The 16,428-nt window shown below is 69.8% G+C and carries 16 protein-coding genes; 10 read left to right on the top strand and 6 right to left on the bottom strand.

Annotated features, from left to right (window positions below):
• The first annotated feature begins 1 nt into the window (after nt 1).
• The 3 genes from nrdI to nrdF are packed head-to-tail and all read left to right on the top strand — an operon-like array spanning nt 2 to nt 3,610.
• Nucleotides 2-466, top strand: a complete 465-nt coding sequence (gene nrdI, locus EER34_RS14495) for a class Ib ribonucleoside-diphosphate reductase assembly flavoprotein NrdI (RefSeq protein ID WP_127475978.1) — start codon at nt 2-4, stop codon at nt 464-466.
• Entirely contained in the window at nt 448-2,604 is a 2,157-nt protein-coding gene (nrdE, locus tag EER34_RS14490) for a class 1b ribonucleoside-diphosphate reductase subunit alpha (RefSeq protein WP_127475976.1), read from the top strand. The genes nrdI and nrdE overlap by 19 nt, the downstream gene beginning before the upstream one ends.
• A 28-nt stretch (nt 2,605-2,632) precedes the next feature.
• A complete protein-coding gene (gene nrdF / locus EER34_RS14485) occupies nt 2,633-3,610 on the top strand; it encodes a class 1b ribonucleoside-diphosphate reductase subunit beta (RefSeq protein ID WP_127475974.1) in 978 nt (325 codons plus the stop codon).
• A 68-nt stretch (nt 3,611-3,678) separates the two neighbouring features.
• Here the strand turns inward: nrdF and EER34_RS14480 are convergent, their stop codons facing one another.
• Entirely contained in the window at nt 3,679-4,413 is a 735-nt protein-coding gene (locus tag EER34_RS14480; RefSeq protein WP_240642398.1) for a potassium channel family protein, read from the bottom strand.
• A 155-nt stretch (nt 4,414-4,568) separates the two neighbouring features.
• Between EER34_RS14480 and EER34_RS14475 the strand changes: the two genes are divergently transcribed.
• On the top strand, nt 4,569-5,255 hold the full coding sequence (locus EER34_RS14475) for a collagen-like protein (RefSeq protein ID WP_127475972.1): 687 nt from the start codon (nt 4,569-4,571) through the stop codon (nt 5,253-5,255).
• Nucleotides 5,256-5,354: 99 nt separating this feature from the next.
• Here the strand turns inward: EER34_RS14475 and EER34_RS14470 are convergent, their stop codons facing one another.
• Nucleotides 5,355-6,461, bottom strand: coding sequence for a class I SAM-dependent methyltransferase (locus EER34_RS14470; protein WP_127475970.1), 1,107 nt, complete (start codon nt 6,459-6,461; stop codon nt 5,355-5,357).
• Nucleotides 6,462-6,548: 87 nt separating this feature from the next.
• On the opposite strand from EER34_RS14470, the gene EER34_RS14465 reads away from it, so the two are divergent.
• Nucleotides 6,549-7,013, top strand: coding sequence for a DUF3817 domain-containing protein (locus EER34_RS14465; protein ID WP_127475968.1), 465 nt, complete (start codon nt 6,549-6,551; stop codon nt 7,011-7,013).
• A 10-nt stretch (nt 7,014-7,023) separates the two neighbouring features.
• Here EER34_RS14465 and EER34_RS14460 read toward each other — a convergent pair whose 3' ends face one another.
• A complete protein-coding gene (locus EER34_RS14460) occupies nt 7,024-7,719 on the bottom strand; it encodes a TetR/AcrR family transcriptional regulator (RefSeq protein WP_127475966.1) in 696 nt (231 codons plus the stop codon).
• Between the two features lie 114 nt (nt 7,720-7,833).
• Here EER34_RS14460 and EER34_RS14455 point away from each other — a divergent pair, with 114 nt between their 5' ends.
• Nucleotides 7,834-8,856: an NAD(P)-dependent alcohol dehydrogenase gene (locus EER34_RS14455; RefSeq protein WP_205791656.1), complete on the top strand. Its 1,023-nt coding sequence runs from the start codon at nt 7,834-7,836 to the stop codon at nt 8,854-8,856.
• A 28-nt stretch (nt 8,857-8,884) separates the two neighbouring features.
• Here EER34_RS14455 and EER34_RS14450 read toward each other — a convergent pair whose 3' ends face one another.
• Nucleotides 8,885-9,259: a VOC family protein gene (locus EER34_RS14450; protein WP_127475964.1), complete on the bottom strand. Its 375-nt coding sequence runs from the start codon at nt 9,257-9,259 to the stop codon at nt 8,885-8,887.
• Nucleotides 9,260-9,341: 82 nt separating this feature from the next.
• Complete coding sequence (locus EER34_RS17560; RefSeq protein ID WP_164743566.1) at nt 9,342-9,536, bottom strand: hypothetical protein; 195 nt, start codon at nt 9,534-9,536, stop codon at nt 9,342-9,344.
• Nucleotides 9,537-9,807: 271 nt separating this feature from the next.
• Between EER34_RS17560 and EER34_RS14440 the strand changes: the two genes are divergently transcribed.
• On the top strand, nt 9,808-12,375 hold the full coding sequence (locus EER34_RS14440) for an ATP-dependent Clp protease ATP-binding subunit (protein ID WP_127475960.1): 2,568 nt from the start codon (nt 9,808-9,810) through the stop codon (nt 12,373-12,375).
• Between the two features lie 96 nt (nt 12,376-12,471).
• The gene (locus tag EER34_RS14435) at nt 12,472-13,350 is read left to right on the top strand and encodes an LLM class flavin-dependent oxidoreductase (protein WP_127475958.1); all 879 of its coding nucleotides are present in this window, start codon (nt 12,472-12,474) and stop codon (nt 13,348-13,350) included.
• A gap of 96 nt (nt 13,351-13,446) precedes the next feature.
• Here EER34_RS14435 and EER34_RS14430 read toward each other — a convergent pair whose 3' ends face one another.
• Nucleotides 13,447-14,715, bottom strand: a complete 1,269-nt coding sequence (locus EER34_RS14430; protein WP_127475956.1) for an endonuclease/exonuclease/phosphatase family protein — start codon at nt 14,713-14,715, stop codon at nt 13,447-13,449.
• A gap of 229 nt (nt 14,716-14,944) precedes the next feature.
• On the opposite strand from EER34_RS14430, the gene EER34_RS14425 reads away from it, so the two are divergent.
• A complete protein-coding gene (locus EER34_RS14425; RefSeq protein ID WP_240642397.1) occupies nt 14,945-15,391 on the top strand; it encodes a DoxX family protein in 447 nt (148 codons plus the stop codon).
• Nucleotides 15,388-16,410 (top strand): epimerase, encoded by a 1,023-nt coding sequence (locus EER34_RS14420; protein WP_240642396.1) that lies wholly within the window; start codon nt 15,388-15,390, stop codon nt 16,408-16,410. The genes EER34_RS14425 and EER34_RS14420 overlap by 4 nt, the downstream gene beginning before the upstream one ends.
• Nucleotides 16,411-16,428: the final 18 nt, after the last annotated feature.

Genomic DNA, 16,428 nt, shown 5'->3' with positions numbered 1-16,428 from the left:
CATGGCAACCGCGATCGCACAGCGACACGCGGTTGCCGGGCGGGCGACCGCGACACCTCTCCTCGTCTACTTCTCGAGCGTTTCGGGCAACACCGCGCGCTTCATAGAGAAGGTCGGGGCGAGGGCGGTGCGGATCCCGCTGCATGCAGCGGATCCGGCCCTCGTGGTCGACGAGCCCTTCATCCTCGTCACCCCGACCTATGGCGGAGGCCAAGGCCGGGGCGAGGAGGCAGGGGCTGTCCCCAAGCAGGTGATCCGGTTCCTCAACGACGAGCGCAATCGGCGCCTGATTCGCGGAGTGATCTCCGCGGGCAACACCAACTTCGGCGAGCACTTCTGCATCGCCGGCGACATCATCAGCCGCAAGTGTCATGTGCCGCACTTGTACCGGCTAGAGGTATTCGGCACGCCTGAAGACGTGGAACGCGTGAGCGAGGGATTGGAACGATGGCAGACGCTGCAGTGACTGAGAAGAACTTCAAGACAGAGGTGCGCTTCGACGGGATGGACTACCACTCCCTGAACGCGATGCTGAACCTCTACGACGCGGACGGCAAGATCCAGTTCGAGGCCGACAAGCGCGCCGCGCGGGAGTACTTCCTGCAGCACGTGAACCAGAACACCGTGTTCTTCCACTCGCTGAAGGAGCGCCTCGACTACCTCGTCGAGAAGGAGTACTACGAGCCCGAGGTGCTCGCGAAGTACCCGTTCGAGTTCATCCAGCGGATCAACGACCTCGCCTACGAGCGCAAGTTCCGCTTCGAGACCTTCCTCGGGGCGTTCAAGTACTACACGAGCTACACGCTCAAGACCTTCGACGGCAAGCGGTACCTCGAGCGCTTCGAGGACCGCGTCGTCATGACCGCCCTGGGTCTCGCCGACGGCGACCAGGACCTCGCCGTCGAACTCGTCGAGGAGATCATCTCGGGCCGATTCCAGCCCGCGACCCCGACCTTCCTCAACACCGGCAAGGCGCAGCGTGGCGAGCTCGTGTCGTGCTTCCTGCTGCGCATCGAAGACAACATGGAGTCGATCGCCCGCGGCATCAACTCCGCGCTGCAGCTGTCGAAGCGCGGCGGCGGCGTGGCGCTGCTGCTGTCGAACATCCGCGAGGCCGGCGCCCCGATCAAGCAGATCGAGAACCAGTCCAGCGGCATCATCCCCGTCATGAAGCTCCTCGAAGACAGCTTCAGCTACGCCAACCAGCTCGGTGCGCGCCAGGGCGCGGGTGCGGTGTACCTCAACGCGCACCACCCCGACATCATGCGCTTCCTCGACACCAAGCGCGAGAACGCCGACGAGAAGATCCGCATCAAGACGCTCTCGCTCGGCGTCGTGATCCCCGACATCACGTTCGAGCTCGCCAAGAACGGCGAAGACATGTACCTCTTCTCGCCGTACGACGTCGAGAAGGTCTACGGAGTGCCGTTCGGCGACATCTCGGTCACCGAGAAGTACCGCGAGATGGTCGACGACGCACGCATCAAGAAGACGAAGATCAATGCGCGCGAGTTCTTCCAGACGCTCGCCGAGATCCAGTTCGAGTCGGGCTACCCGTACATCATGTTCGAAGACACGGTGAACGCGGCCAACCCGATCAAGGGCCGGATCAACATGTCGAACCTGTGCTCCGAGATCCTCCAGGTCAACACGCCGACCACGTACAACGAGGACCTCTCGTACAACGAGATCGGCAAGGACATCTCCTGCAACCTGGGGTCGATGAACATCGCCCTCGCCATGGACGGCCGCGACCTCGGCACCACGGTCGAGACCGCGATCCGCGCCCTGACCGCAGTGAGCGACCAGAGCCACATCGCGTCGGTGCGCTCGATCGAGGACGGCAACGACCGCTCGCACGCGATCGGCCTGGGCCAGATGAACCTGCACGGCTTCCTCGCCCGTGAGCACATCCACTACGGCTCGGCGGAGGGCCTCGACTTCACGAACATCTACTTCTACACGGTGGTGTTCCACGCGCTGCGCGCATCGAACCTCATCGCGAAGGAGCGCGGTCAGGTGTTCGAGGGGTTCTGGGATTCGAAGTACGCCACGGGCGAGTTCTTCGACAAGTACACCGACCAGGTCTGGGAGCCCCAGACCGAGCGGGTCGCGGAGCTCTTCGCCGGCATGCCGATCCCCACCCAGGACGACTGGAAGGCGCTGAAGGCCAGCATCCAGGAGTTCGGCATCTACAACCAGAACCTCCAGGCCGTCCCGCCGACCGGCTCGATCTCGTACATCAACAACTCGACGAGCTCGATCCACCCGATCGCGTCGAAGATCGAGATCCGCAAGGAAGGAAAGCTCGGCCGCGTCTACTACCCGGCGCCGTTCATGTCGAACGAGAACCTCGAGTACTACGAGGACGCGTACGAGATCGGCTACGAGAAGGTCATCGACACGTATGCTGCCGCCACGCAGCATGTCGACCAGGGCCTGTCGCTGACGCTGTTCTTCAAGGACACCGTCACCACGCGCGACATCAACAAGGCCCAGATCTACGCCTGGAAGAAGGGCATCAAGACGATCTACTACATCCGCCTCCGGCAGATGGCCCTCGAGGGCACCGAGCTCGACATGTGCGTGAGCTGCACGCTTTAGTTCTGAACGACCTCTAGGGAAAAGAACGATGACCCCCGAACCGCTCAAGCTCCTCTCGCACGTCCAGGCGATCAACTGGAACCGCATCGAGGACGACAAGGACCTCGAGGTGTGGAACCGCCTCGTGAACAACTTCTGGCTGCCCGAGAAGGTGCCGCTGTCCAACGACATCCAGTCGTGGAACACGCTGACCCCCGACGAGCAGACGCTCACCATGCGGGTGTTCACCGGCCTGACGCTCCTCGACACGATCCAGGGCACCGTGGGCGCCGTGTCGCTCATCCCCGACGCGATCACTCCGCACGAGGAGGCCGTCTACACGAACATCGCGTTCATGGAGTCGGTGCACGCCAAGAGCTACTCGTCGATCTTCTCGACGCTGTGCTCGACGAAGGAGATCGACGAGGCATTCCGCTGGTCGATCGAGAACCCGAACCTTCAGAAGAAGGCTCAGATCGTCATGGAGTACTACCGCGGCGACGAGCCGCTCAAGCGCAAGGTCGCCTCGACCCTGCTCGAGAGCTTCCTGTTCTACTCGGGGTTCTACCTGCCGATGCACTGGTCGAGCCGCGCCAAGCTCACCAACACCGCCGACCTCATCCGCCTCATCATCCGCGACGAGGCCGTGCACGGGTACTACATCGGCTACAAGTTCCAGAAGGGCCTCGAGAAGGTCGACGAGGCCACTCGCAACGACATCAAGGACTACACGTTCTCGCTGCTCTACGAGCTCTACGACAACGAGATCCAGTACACGCAGGATCTCTACGACGGCGTCGGCCTCACTGAGGACGTCAAGAAGTTCCTGCACTACAACGCGAACAAGGCGCTGATGAACCTCGGCTACGAGGCGATGTTCCCGTCGACGGTCACCGACGTGAACCCGGCGATCCTGTCGGCGCTCTCGCCGAACGCCGACGAGAACCACGACTTCTTCTCGGGGTCGGGTTCGTCCTACGTCATCGGCAAGGCCGAGGCCACCGAAGACGACGACTGGGACTTCTGACCCGCGGCTGCGATACGCGACGAGGGGGCGGATGCTGCGGCATCCGCCCCCTCGTTCGCGCTTGCGACTCAGCGCTCCTTGCCGAGCGCCTCGACGAGCAGGCCGCGCATGTCGGCGAGCTGCGTCTCGAGCGACTTGATGTGTCCGACGGTCGCGGCGTCCTGCTCGGCATCGCGCTCCGCGACGCGCTCGACGATCCACGACGCCAGCGTCGCCGTGACGACACCGAGCAGGGCGATGCCGCCGATCATCAGCCCGACGGCGATGAAGCGCCCCAGCTCGGTGACGGGTGTGTAGTCGCCGTAGCCGACGGTCGTCACCGTCACGAAGGCCCACCACAGGGCGTCGCCGAAGGTCTCGATGTTCGCGCCCGGCTGCCCGCGCTCGGTGTCGAGGACGGCGAGGGCCGCGACGAAGATGAGGAGGGCCGATGCGCTGCCGACGTAGATCGAGATGCGGCCGCGGATCGCCGTGCCCGCCGTGCGCTGGAGAACGCTGAGCAGCGTGACGAGTCGCAGGATCCGCAGCGGGCGGAGCATGGGCAGCACGACCACGCACAGGTCGAACCAGTGGGTGTAGAACCACCGCCACCGTCTCTCGCGGCCGATGAGGATCAGATTGGAGATGTAGTCGAGGAGGAACAGCCCCCAGGTGAGCCACATGAGCGTCTCGGCGAGGACGTTGGCGGGACCGGACAGGTCGGCGATCACCTGCCACGCATAGGCGACGAGGAAGATGGCGGAGGCGATGATGAGCGGCCACTCGGTGACGCGCTGCCAGCGGTCGTAGTTCATGGGCGTCATCGTAGGAGGATGCTCATGTGTGCGCGGAAGCCGCGCGATGTGCCGGATCATCCGCAATGGGTGAGGTCGCGCTGCCGGGCCTTCCCTACAGTGAGCCTCACGCCGCTCCGCGTCGAACCCCAGACGCGCTGGGGAGCGGCCGAATGGAGTCGCCCATGTCCAGCGAAAGCACCCCTCCGATCACCGAGCCGCCCGCGGCCGGCGCGGCGTCTCCGCCCGTCGGCGTGAGCCGCATGACGCTGGTGTGGTTCGGGCTCGCCATCGTCATCCTGGCCTTCTTCGCGGCGTTCCTCGGATCGTGGCTGGCGCGGTCGGTCGACACGACCGAGCCGATCGCCGCGGCGTCGCCCACGCCGACGCCCGAGCAGACGGCCACGGTCGAGGACTACGAGGCTGCGCTGGAGGAGATCCTCCCCGCAGGATCCGCGGTCCGCGCCGGTTCCGGCGTACCGGAGGAGGGCAAGGGCTCGGACGGCGACGTGTACATCGACGTCGCGTCCGCCGACGTCTACCTGTTCGACGAGGACTGGACGCTGGTCGGCAACATCCGCGAGTCGGCCGCGGAGAACCTCACCGGCGCGACGGGTGCCGCAGGCGCCCAGGGCGAGACCGGGTCCCAGGGCGAGACCGGGTCGCAGGGCGAGACCGGGTCGCAGGGCGAGACGGGTGCGCAAGGCGAGGCGGGCGAGTCGGGAACGCAGGTGACCCTCGGGGTCGGTGCGCCGGCTGAAGAGACCTGCGCGGCAGACGACATCTTCATCGACACGTCCGCCCCGATGTTCTACCAATGCACGGACGGCGCATGGGTGTCGTTCGCGCCGCCGACGTCGCCGGAGGAGTGATCCCGCGGGGACGGTCGCGCGCCGGCCGCTCGCCGGTGTGGCCGGCGTTCCCGCCCGTGCTCGTCGCCTGGGCGCGACGCACGACAGGCGGTGACGCGATCACCGCCGGGTCGACACCGTCACGGTGAACTTCGCGTTGCGCGCGACCTGACGCGTCGGACCGACCAGCCGCTCGAGAGCGGACCGGTACTGCAGAGCCGAGTTCCAGACGGTCCACAGCTCGCCGCCGGGGCGCAGCGCGCGGGCCGCGTCGGCGAACAGTCGCGGCGCGACGCCCTCATGGACGGCGGATCCGACGTGGAAGGGCGGGTTCAGCGCGATGAACGCCGCGCTCCCGTCGGCACGGCTGCGGAGCATGTCGTCGCGTGAGACCTCGACGCGCTCGGCGACGCCGTTCGCCTCGGCGGTCGCCCGCGCCGAGGCGACCGCAGCGGCGGACTGATCGCACGCGTAGACCCGCAGCGCGGGATGCCGCAGCGCGAGCGTCGCCGCGACGACGCCGGTGCCGCACGCCAGGTCGATCACCGCCCCCGCTGCACCGTCTGGGGCCGGGAGGTGCGCCAGCAGGAACCGGGTGCCGATGTCGATCGACGTGCCCGCGAACACCCCGCCGTATGCGCACACGATCAGCCCGTCGTGCTGCTCGCACCGCGGCTCGGGGTCTCGTCCGTCGTGCGGGCCGCGGGCGATGAGGACGCGCGACTTCTGACGCGCGTGAGTGACGTCGACCCGTTCGAAGTGCTCGCGCAGCACATCGTTCATCGCGGGGGTCATGTGCTTCACGCGTCCGCCGGCGAAGACGACGACCTCCGGCGACGCGGAGGCGGCGATCACGCCTGCGATGTCGCGGAGCGCGTCGAGCGACCGGGGGAGCCTGAGCAGCACGACCTTCGCGCCGCGCACCAGGTCCGCGGTGAGCGGCATCGACGCGAAGGTGCCGCCGAGCGCGAACTCATCGGCGTTCGCCGCGAGGGCCTGCTCGCCCGTGAGGGCGTCCTGATGGACGCGGATGCCTCGTCCTCCGTCGGCGGCGGCGCCCAGGGTGAGGGCGCCGTAGCCGTCGCCGATGACGACGATCTCGGCCGCGGCATCGGCTCGCGCGGTCGCAGACTCGTCGAGGATCAGTCGGTCCGCGGCATCCGACGCCGGAAGGCCGGGCCCCTCGACGTCGGGCCGGCGGCGGAGCGCATCGGGGGAGTAGTCCACCGCCCCACGGTAGCTCGTCGGTCCGCGCCGGCGCGGCGACGGCGCGAGCGAACCTAGGCTGGAAGCACCCCCACCCGAAGGAGAGCCGTGTTCCGCACGCCCTTGAATCTGTTCCGCGTGCTGGCGATCGCCGAGGCCGTCTCCTGGACCCTCCTCATCGCGGGGCTGATCGTCCGCGAGTCGACCGACCTGGCGATCGCGGTGACGATCGGCGGCGGCATCCACGGGTTCGTGTTCCTCTCCTACGGAGCGACGGCGGTCCTCGTCGCGAAGAACCAGCGCTGGGGTGTGTGGCCGACGGTCGTCGCGATCGGAAGCGCGGTGATCCCGTACGCGACCATTCCGACGGAGCTCTGGCTGCACCGATCGGGCAGGCTCGCGGGGAACTGGCGCCTCGTCGCGACGGAGGATCCGAGGGATGCCGCGTGGCACGACCGCGTCATGCGATGGTTCCTGTCTCGCGCCTGGCTGCTCGCGGGCCTCATCGGTCTCGCGGTCGTCGCCCTCTATGCGATCCTGCTGGTCGTCGGCCCGCCGGGCGGACGGGACTGACGCACACCGGTCAGTGCGCCTCGGCGGCATGACGCCGCGCGATGCCGTCGAGGAGGATGTCGAGGCCGAACTCGAACTCGGTCTGGTCGTCGCACCACCCGAGGGTCGACTCGGGGTCGTCGTGGACGACCTCCTGCAGCATCGCGGCGAGGTGGGGAACGAAGTCCGCCATGCGGGCGAGATCCTGGGGAGCGGGTGCGGTCGATCCGTCGCCGTCCAAGGTGAGCTCCTGGCTGAAGCCGTAGTGCCGGCTGCCCAGCGCGTGGAGCGAGTGGTGGATGAGGTCGTGCGACAGGCCGCCGGACCGCATGACGCCGACGTTGGCGTCGATGTAGCGCGCCATCGTGGGGACGAGCGTCGACCTGGACTCCATCACAGCGGGCACCCACGGATGACGCAGCAGCACGCGCCGTGCGCCGAGGATCCGGCGGCGGATGGTGTCCTGCCACGCCCCACCTGGGGCCTCGGCGGACAGCCCTCCGACCTCTTCGACGATCTCGGTGAACGTGCGCTCGAGGAGCCCGTCGAGGATCGCGTCCTTATTGGGGAAGTGGTAGTACAGCGACATCGCCTCGACGTCGAGCTCGTCCGCGAGGCGGCGCATCGTCAGCCGCTCGAGCCCGCCGTCGTCGGCGAGGGCCATCGCCGTGGCGACGACGCGGTCGCGCGAAAGCGCGGGCCTGTCGGCGACGCTGCGCTGCGGCATCCGCTCACCTCCTCCGACCTTCACCGTACAACGGAAGGCGACGGGCGGGACTCTGGACAGTCCGCGCCCGATGGCGTACCTTACGACGTAATACTTACAAGGTAAGGGGACATCATGACCGCCACTTCCAGGAGCGGGACCGGCACGCGTCGCCGCGTGACGACGATGCGAGCGGCGATGGCGGAGCGGTTCGGCGGGCCGGAGGTGGTGGTCGTCCGCGACGTGCCGGTGCCGGAGCCCGCCGCGGACGAGGTGCTCGTGCGGGTGCGCGCGTCGACGGTGAGCATCGCCGACCATCGCATGCGCGCGGCGGACCTGCCGCGTGGCCTCGGGTTCCTCCGTGTCGTCGCGCTGGGCGCATTCCGGCCGCGCAAGCCGATCCTCGGCATGGAGGCGGCGGGCGAGGTCGTGGCGGTGGGTCGCGACGCTGCCGGATTCGCACCGGGTGACCGCGTCATGGTCATGCGGGGGAGCCGCATGGGCTGCCACGCCCAGTTCGTCACGGCGCGGGCGGAGGGCGCCGTGGTGCGCATCCCCGACGCAATGTCGTTCGAGGATGCCGCGGCGCTCGCGTTCGGGGGATACACCGCCATCTCGTTCCTCCACCAGGTCGCCCTCGGTCCCGGGGTCGACGTCCTCGTCAACGGCGGTTCGGGGGCGGTCGGCTCGTCGGCGATCCAGCTCGCCGCCCACGCAGGCGCCCGGGTGACGGCGGTCACGAGCGGTCGCAACGCCGACCTCGTCCGGTCGCTGGGGGCCGATCGCGTGATCGACTACGAGCGGGAGGACTTCGCCGCCGGAGACGAAACCTGGGACGTCGTCGTCGAGTGCGTCGGCAACGCCCCCTTCACACGGGTCGAACGCGTCCTGAAACCTGGAGGCACGCTCCTGCTCGTCATCGCCGACGGTCCGGCCATGCTCCGCGAGAAGGGTCAGTCGCGCCGCTCGGGGCGCCGTGTCACCCACGAGGGGACGCTCTTCGGCAAGCCCGTCGTCGAGCGACTCGTCGAACTCGCCGCCGCGGGCGCGGTGCGCCCGGTGATCGACCGGACGTTCGAGCTCGACGACATCGTCGCCGCTCACCGGTACGTCGACACCGGCCGCAAGCGCGGCGCCGTCGTGCTTCGCCTGCCGTGACGGTCGCCCGCTCGCGACGACGCTCCGCTCAGACCCCGTAGTCGGGGAGCTCCTGCAGCGTCCAGGTGTTGCCGTCGGGGTCGTCGAACGTGACGAAGCGGCCCCACGCCTGCTCGTCGACCCCCTGCGCGTCGACGCCGAGCCCGCGCAGGTGCGCGAGCGCCTCGTCGGCGTCGGGGACGACGACTTGGATCGTGTTCTGCTGCCCGGGCTCGAGGTCGACCCCGAGGCCCGTCCCGAACGCGATCGAGCACGCCGAGCCCGGCGGTGTCAGCTGCACGAAGCGGAGCCCCTCGGTGGGGGTCTGGTCGTGGTCGGCGTGGAAGCCGATCTTCACGTAGAAGTCCTTGGCCCGGTCGACGTCGGTCACCGGCACGAAGATCAGCTCGATCTTCCAATCCATGGTGCTGCCTCCTGTGTATCGACGGACGCGCCCGCGCCCGCGACCGACGCTACGCGCGACCCCGGACACCGGGCGGCCGCGATCACCACCCCGTCGTCAGCACCCGGTCCAGCGCGTCGACGAGCGCGTCCGCGCTCTCTCTCGTGAAGCACATCGGCGGCTTGATCTTCAGGATGTTCTGATGGTCGCCGGTGGGCTGGGCGATCACGCCGAGCGAGCGCAGGCGCCTGCAGATCGCCGCGGTCTCGGCCGTCGCGGGCGCGCGACGATGCCCCACTGCTCCCGCGCCAGGCGCCCGGCCGTGGCGGCCGCGATGTCGGGAGGAGCGGGCTGCACCATCGGCGTCGCGGAGTCGGGCGTGCTGTCGGTGGGGCTGTCGCTCATGTCGGTCCTGTCGCAGAGGCTGGGACGAGGCTACCGGGCCAGGGGGCTCCCCGAGAGGGACGCGGCCCGGGAATACACTCCGCTGGGTGCGGTTTAAGTTGATACGGCTGTACTCAAGTTCTTAGACTTGACAGTCCTCCACTCAACTTCCAGGGAGAAACGGAATGCCCGAAGACTTCACCCCCTCCGCCGGCGCCGACGAGAACGGCGGCTCGTTCGACGAGTTCCTCGCCCGGTACCTGGCGGGGGAGCGCGCACGTGCGGAACGGTCGATCGACCTCAGCCGATTCCTCGGTGCGCGCACCCAGGAGCTGCTCCAGCGCGCCGGAAGGTTCGCGCTCGCGCGCGGCCAGCGCGAGCTCGATGCCCTGCACCTGCTGCGCGTCCTCGTCGAGGAGGCGCCCGCACGCGACGCGGTCGAGCACATCGGAGCCGATCCCCGGGCCATCCTCCGCGCCACCGACGAACGCCTCCCTGCGGCGTCGTCCGCAGCCGACGTCGACGGAGCGGTCATCACCCCGTCCGTTCAGCGCGCGCTGTTCCACGCGTTCCAGGTGGCGCGCTCGTCGGGATCGACCTACGTCGACCCCGAGCACCTCTTCTTCGCCCTGGTCCTTGCCCAGGACACCCCCGCCGGTCAGGTCCTTGCGCGCGCCGGCGTGACGGCCGAGGCCCTCACCCAGGGACTGCGCGAGACGGTCACGGCAGGCGGATCGTCGCCGACGGACGAGGACGCGGATGCCGCGGCATCCGACACGCCTCTGCTCGACACCTACGGCACCGACCTGACGGCTCTCGCCCTCGCCGGCGGGCTCGACCCGGTGATCGGACGCGCCGACGAGATCGAGCAGACGATCGAGATCCTGAGCCGTCGCACGAAGAACAACCCGGTGCTCGTCGGCGAGGCCGGCGTCGGCAAGACCGCGATCGTGGAGGGGCTCGCGCAGGCGATCGTCGACGGCGGGGTCCCCGAGCAGCTGCTCGACAAGCGCGTGATCGCCCTCGACCTCCCGGCGATGCTCGCCGGCACACGCTACCGCGGCGACTTCGAGGAGCGGCTGACGAAGACGATGGACGAGATCGCCGCGCACAAGGGCGAGCTGATCGTGTTCATCGACGAGGTGCACACGGTCGTCGGCGCGGGCGGCGCCGGCGACGGCGGCATGGACGCCGGCAACATCCTCAAGCCCCGGCTCGCGCGCGGCGACCTCCACCTGGTGGGGGCCACGACGCTCAAGGAGTACCGCGTCGTCGAGAGGGACCCCGCGCTCGAGCGACGCTTCCAGCCGGTCAGGGTCGGCGAGCCCTCCGTCGAGGACGCCGTGCTCATCCTGCGCGGGCTGAAGCCCGCGTACGAGGAGCACCACGGCATCGTCTACACCGACGAGGCGATCCGGGCCGCCGTCGAGCTGAGCGATCGATACCTCGCCGAGCGCGTGCTGCCCGACAAGGCCATCGACCTCATCGATCAGGCCGGCGCACGGCTCCGGCTCCGCCTGGGCGCGAAGGCCGACGTCAGCGGTCTGATCGAACGCCTCGCGACACTCGAAGCAGACAAGAACGCCGCGGTCTCGGCCGAGCACTACGAGGAGGCATCGCGCATCCGCGACCAGATCGCCGACGTGCAGGCCCGGCTCGACGAGGCCACGGCCCGCCCTGCGGCGGGCGCGGGGGTCGACGCGGTCGTGGACGAGCCCGAGATCGCCGCCGTGATCAGCCGGGCCACCGGCATCCCGGCGAGCCGCCTGACCGAGACCGAGCGCGAGCGGCTGTCGGCACTCGAGGACGAGCTGCACGATCGCGTGATCGGCCAGGATGACGCGGTCGCCGTGGTCGCGAAGGCCGTGCGCCGCAACCGCACCGGCATGGGCGACGCTCACCGGCCGGTCGGTTCGTTCCTCTTCCTCGGTCCGACGGGCGTCGGGAAGACGGAGCTCGCGAAGGCTCTCGCGGGATCGCTGTTCGACGACGACACCGCGGTGATCCGCTTCGACATGAGCGAGTTCGGCGAGCGGCACACCGTGTCGCGCCTCGTCGGGGCTCCTCCCGGGTACGTCGGCTACGACGAGGCCGGGCAGCTCACCGAGCGCGTCCGCCGCAACCCGTACTCGATCGTGCTGTTCGACGAGATCGAGAAGGCGCACCCCGACGTGTTCAACCTGCTGCTGCAGGTGCTCGACGAGGGGCGCCTGACGGACGGGCAGGGGCGCACCGTCGACTTCCGCAACACCGTGGTCGTCATGACGTCGAACATCGGCAGCGAGTTCCTCGCCTCGCGCGGCGGCGCCATCGGCTTCATCGCCGACGGCGGCGGAGCGACCGGGTTCGGCTCGGACCGAGACCTGCGCGACCGCGTCATGGGCCGGCTCCGTGAGGCGATGCGGCCGGAGTTCCTCAACCGCATCGACGAGATCGTGCTGTTCCGCAAGCTCGAGAAGCCGCAGCTGCGGCAGATCGTCGGGCTCCTGCTCGGAGCCTCCGAGGCGCGGCTGTCCAAGCGAGAGGTCGAGCTGACGGTCACGGATGCCGCGACCGAGTGGCTCGCCGAGCACGGCTACGAGCCCGAGTACGGCGCCCGCCCGCTGCGCCGCCTGATCCAGCGCGAAGTCGACGACCGCATCGCCGACCTGTTCGTGTCGGGCGCGCTCGTGGACGGCGGCTCGGTGACGGTGGACGCGGTGGGGGATGCGCTCACGGTGCACGCCGGCGTCTCTTTCACGATGGCCGCCTGAGCGATCCCCCGGAGGGCGCTGCGGAGCGATCCGCGGCGCCCTCGTCGTCCGCCCCCGACGGCCCGGAGTGTCGGTGGAGTCTGCCAGGCTGTGCCCATGACGCAGTCCCGCCGGATCGGTGCCATCTTCATTCCCGACCTCCCGCCCGAAGCCCTGCGCGCCTCCGTGCTCGCAGCCGAGGCCGCCGGAGTCGGCGAGCTGTGGCTGTGGGAGGACTGCTTCCGCGAGGGGGCCTTCTCGAGCGCGGGCGCCGCGCTCGCCTGGACCGAGCGGCTGCGCATCGGGATCGGAATCTCGCCGATGCCGCTGCGCAACGTGGCCATCGCGGCGATGGAGATCGCAACCGTCGAGCGCATGTTCCCCGGCCGGCTGATCCCGGGCGTGGGGCACGGCGTCCTGTCGTGGATGGGGCAGGTCGGCGCGCGGGTCGCGTCGCCGCTGACGCTCATGCGCGAGTACGTCCCCGCCCTTCGCGGGCTGCTCGCCGGCGAGACGCTCACGACGGACGGGCGCTACGTGCATCTCGACGACGTGACGCTCGACTGGCCGCCCGCCGTCGCCCCGACGATCCACGCCGCGGGCGAGGGGCCGAAGACACTGCGCCTGACAGGGGAGGTCGCCGACGGCACCGTGCTGACCGGCGGCACGTCACCCGCGCAGGTCGCCGCGGCGCGCGAGCTGATCGCCGAGGGTCGTGCGGCGGCGGGCCGCGAGGGCCGCAACGACATCGTCGTGTATGTCGCGGTCGCGTTCGGGGCGGATGCCTCGGCCCGCGCCGCGGCGCAGCTCGAGCGGTGGAACCTCGCCGGAGAGCCCGAGCGGATCCTGACCGGCGACGCGGGGCGGATCGCTCGCGGCGTCGAGGAGTACTACGAGGCCGGAGCCGACGCGGTGATCCTCCAGCCGCTGCCCGACGAGTCCGAGCTGAGCGGATTCCTCGGCGGCGTCGCCGAGGTCGCGGCACGGGTGGTCTGACTCGCTGACGCGCTGCGCCACGTCGACGCGCATCTGCGCTTCATCGAGACGGTCGCCGCGGCACGCTGACCGCGGCGACCGTCCCGATGGCGGAGCTCAGTGCCGGATGCGCGGGACCTTCACGTCTACCCACACCAGGCGGTGGTCGCTGCTCGGGAACGGGAACACCCCGGTGAGCGCGGAGAGCGGGTCGGCCTGCACGGGCCAGAACACGCCCGAGGCGACCGGCGGGAGCGTCCACGACGGCAGCACGTAGTCGGCCCGGAGGTTCCCGGGTGCGGCGTCGGAGAAGTCGGCCGTGTCGTACTTCGGGTCCCCCTCGTGCGTGAGGTTCGCGCCGCCCTGCAGCGTCGCGGCCTCGACAGCGCCGGCCGAGGTGGGCTTCGGGTCGCGGATCCAGCGGTTGTCGAGCAGCTGGTCGATCGCGGCATCCACCGAGTCTCCGTCCAGCGGGTCGGCGTTCTGGTCGCCGACGATCACGAACGACGACAGCGGCCGCAGACCACCGCGCGCGCCGTCGTCGTCGTAGATGTAGCGGCCCTTGCCGGGGGTGACGTAGTCGTCCCAGAAGCGGATCTCGTCGTGGTTGCGACGGCCGTTGCGGTCTTCCGCCCCGTCGAACGTCGGAGGCGTGGGGTGCGACGCGAGGACGTGAACGGTGTGCGCGCCCACCTTGACGGGCACGTCCCAGTGCGACTTGCTCGACAGGCGGAAGACGTCGAGCTCTTCGGCCGAGTACCAGTCCGCGGGCGCGGTGGTCGCCGGGTCGTCGGGGAGGAGGGCGCCGGGCATGTCCTTCCACAGGAACTTCTGGAACGTGCGCACGTCGGCCGTGACGATCGGATGCTTCGACAGCACCACCATCCCGTACTGGCCCGGGTAGAGGCCGAAGCCGAAGGCGTCGTCGCCGCCCCCGACCGTGCCGTTGTTGTTGAGGTCGAATCCGCTCGGGATCCCCGTGTTCGACGGTGCGACGAACGCATACGGGTACTCGACCGGGGCGGCGCCGTTCTGGCCGACCTCGAGGTAGTTCTGGCGGAAGAGGTCGACGGCGACCTCGCCCTCGACATAGTCGAACTCGTTCAGGAGCACGACGTCGGGGTTCGCGCGCTGGATGACCTCGGCGACGGTGCGCGCCTGCGCGTTGGCACCGGTGGAGAGATCGGTGACCAGCTGGCCGGCGGCGTTGCGGTTCAGCGACAGGTTGTAGGTCGCGACGCGCAGCGGCGCCTTCTGGAACAGCACGTCGCCGGCGGTCGTGGCGGGCGTGGCGGCGACGGCGGGCGAGACGGCGGCGGCGCCGACGAGCGCGGCCGCGGTGGCGACGGCGCACAGGGTGCGGACGGTTCGGATGCGGGGGGACATCGGTTCTCCTTGCGAACGACGGTGTTTCGTGGACGGCCGTCGCGGGCTCGGCGGCGCTTCGTGAACGACCGCCGTCCGGGACAGCGCCCTCCACGCTATGCGCCGGAGGTGACGAGGGGAAGAACGCGCGGTGTCGGGCGCGTCGTGGACGCACGGGTCCGCGCTGCGTCGGGTGGGGCGACGACCGGGGCGCGGGGCGTCGGGGCTGTTCGATGGCAGACTGTGCGGGATGACCCGTCGACCAGCGCCGCGCCGCGATTCCGTCCTGCGCGTCGGAGCCCGGCTCCTCCTTGCGGCGCTGCTGCTCGTGGCCGGGGCATCCCACCTCACGTGGGGGCGCCGCGGCTACCGCTTCGTCGTGCCCGACTGGGCGACCCGGATGCTGCGGACCGACAAGGACCTGATCGTGGTGGCGTCCGGAGCGGTGGAGCTGATGCTCGGCGGCGCCCTCGTCGCCCTGCCTCGGGAGCGGCAGCGGATCGGGTGGATCGTGGCCGCGTTCTTCGTCGCGGTGTTCCCCGGCAACGTCCATCAATGGCGCACCGGTCGGTCGGCGCCTCTCATGCGCACCGATCGCGCGCGGTTCATCCGGCTCCTGCTGCAGCCGCTCCTCGTCGCGTGGGCCTTGTGGAGCACGGCGACGCGCGGCGCGCGGCCGAGACGGCGGGCCCGGTGACCCGGCCGATCGCCGTCGTCGCGGGCGGCTCGGGCTTCGTCGGACGGGCGTTGCGGGCAGCGCTCGCCGACGAGGGCTACGACATCCGCCTCGTCGGGCGCGACGGGGCGGACGGACGTTGGGCCGATCCCGCGAGCGTGCATCGCGCCGTCGACGGCGCGGATCTGCTGGTGAACCTCGCCGGCAAGTCCGTGAACTGCCGGTACGTCGACGCCGAACGCGACGAGATCCTGCGATCACGGGTCGAGACGACGCGGATGCTCCGCGAGGCGGTGGCGGATGCCGCGTCCCCGCCGACGCTGTGGCTCAACGCCAGCACGGCGACGATCTACCGGTACGCGCTCGATCGGCCGCAGACCGAGGCGGACGGCGAGCTCGGCTCCGGATTCTCGGTCGACGTGGCGCGGGCGTGGGAGGACGAGTTCTTCGCGGGCGACCTCCCGGGCACGCGGCGAGTCGCGCTGCGGATGGCGATCGTACTGGGCGACGGCCCGGCGACGCGCACGCTCGTGCGCCTGGCCCGGCTGGGTCTGGGCGGTCCGCAGATCGACGGCTGGTGGTTCCCGCACCGCCGGTACCGCGGCATCGGTCCGCGGCCCACCGGCGACGGCCGTCCGCCGTGGCACCGATCGCACGGCCGGCAGAGGTTCAGCTGGATCCACATCGACGACGTGGTCGGCGCCGTCCGCTTCCTGCGCGACCGCCCCGACATCGCCGGACCGGTGAACCTCGCCGCACCGGAGGCGAGCGACAACGCAGCGCTGATGTCGACGCTCCGACGTGTGCTGGGCGCGCGGGTCGGGCTCCCCGCATGGAGGTTCATGCTCGAACCGGCGATGTGGGTGCTGCGCACCGAGCCCGAACTCGTTCTCAAGAGTCGGTGGGTGCAGCCGCGGACCCTGGTCAGCGCGGGATTCGTCTTCGCCCGGCCCCGCCTCGAGCCTGCTCTGCGCGACGTCGCGGCGGCACTGTCCCCAGCGAGCGTCCGAGATCATGGGAGCACTCCCAGCCTGGGCTAGAGTGCCAGAGTGCAAAGG

Source organism: Microbacterium sulfonylureivorans (assembly GCF_003999995.1).
GTDB lineage: Bacteria > Actinomycetota > Actinomycetes > Actinomycetales > Microbacteriaceae > Microbacterium > Microbacterium sulfonylureivorans.
Note: the sequence above shows the minus strand (reverse complement) of the source record. Positions and strands in the feature narration are given on the sequence as shown.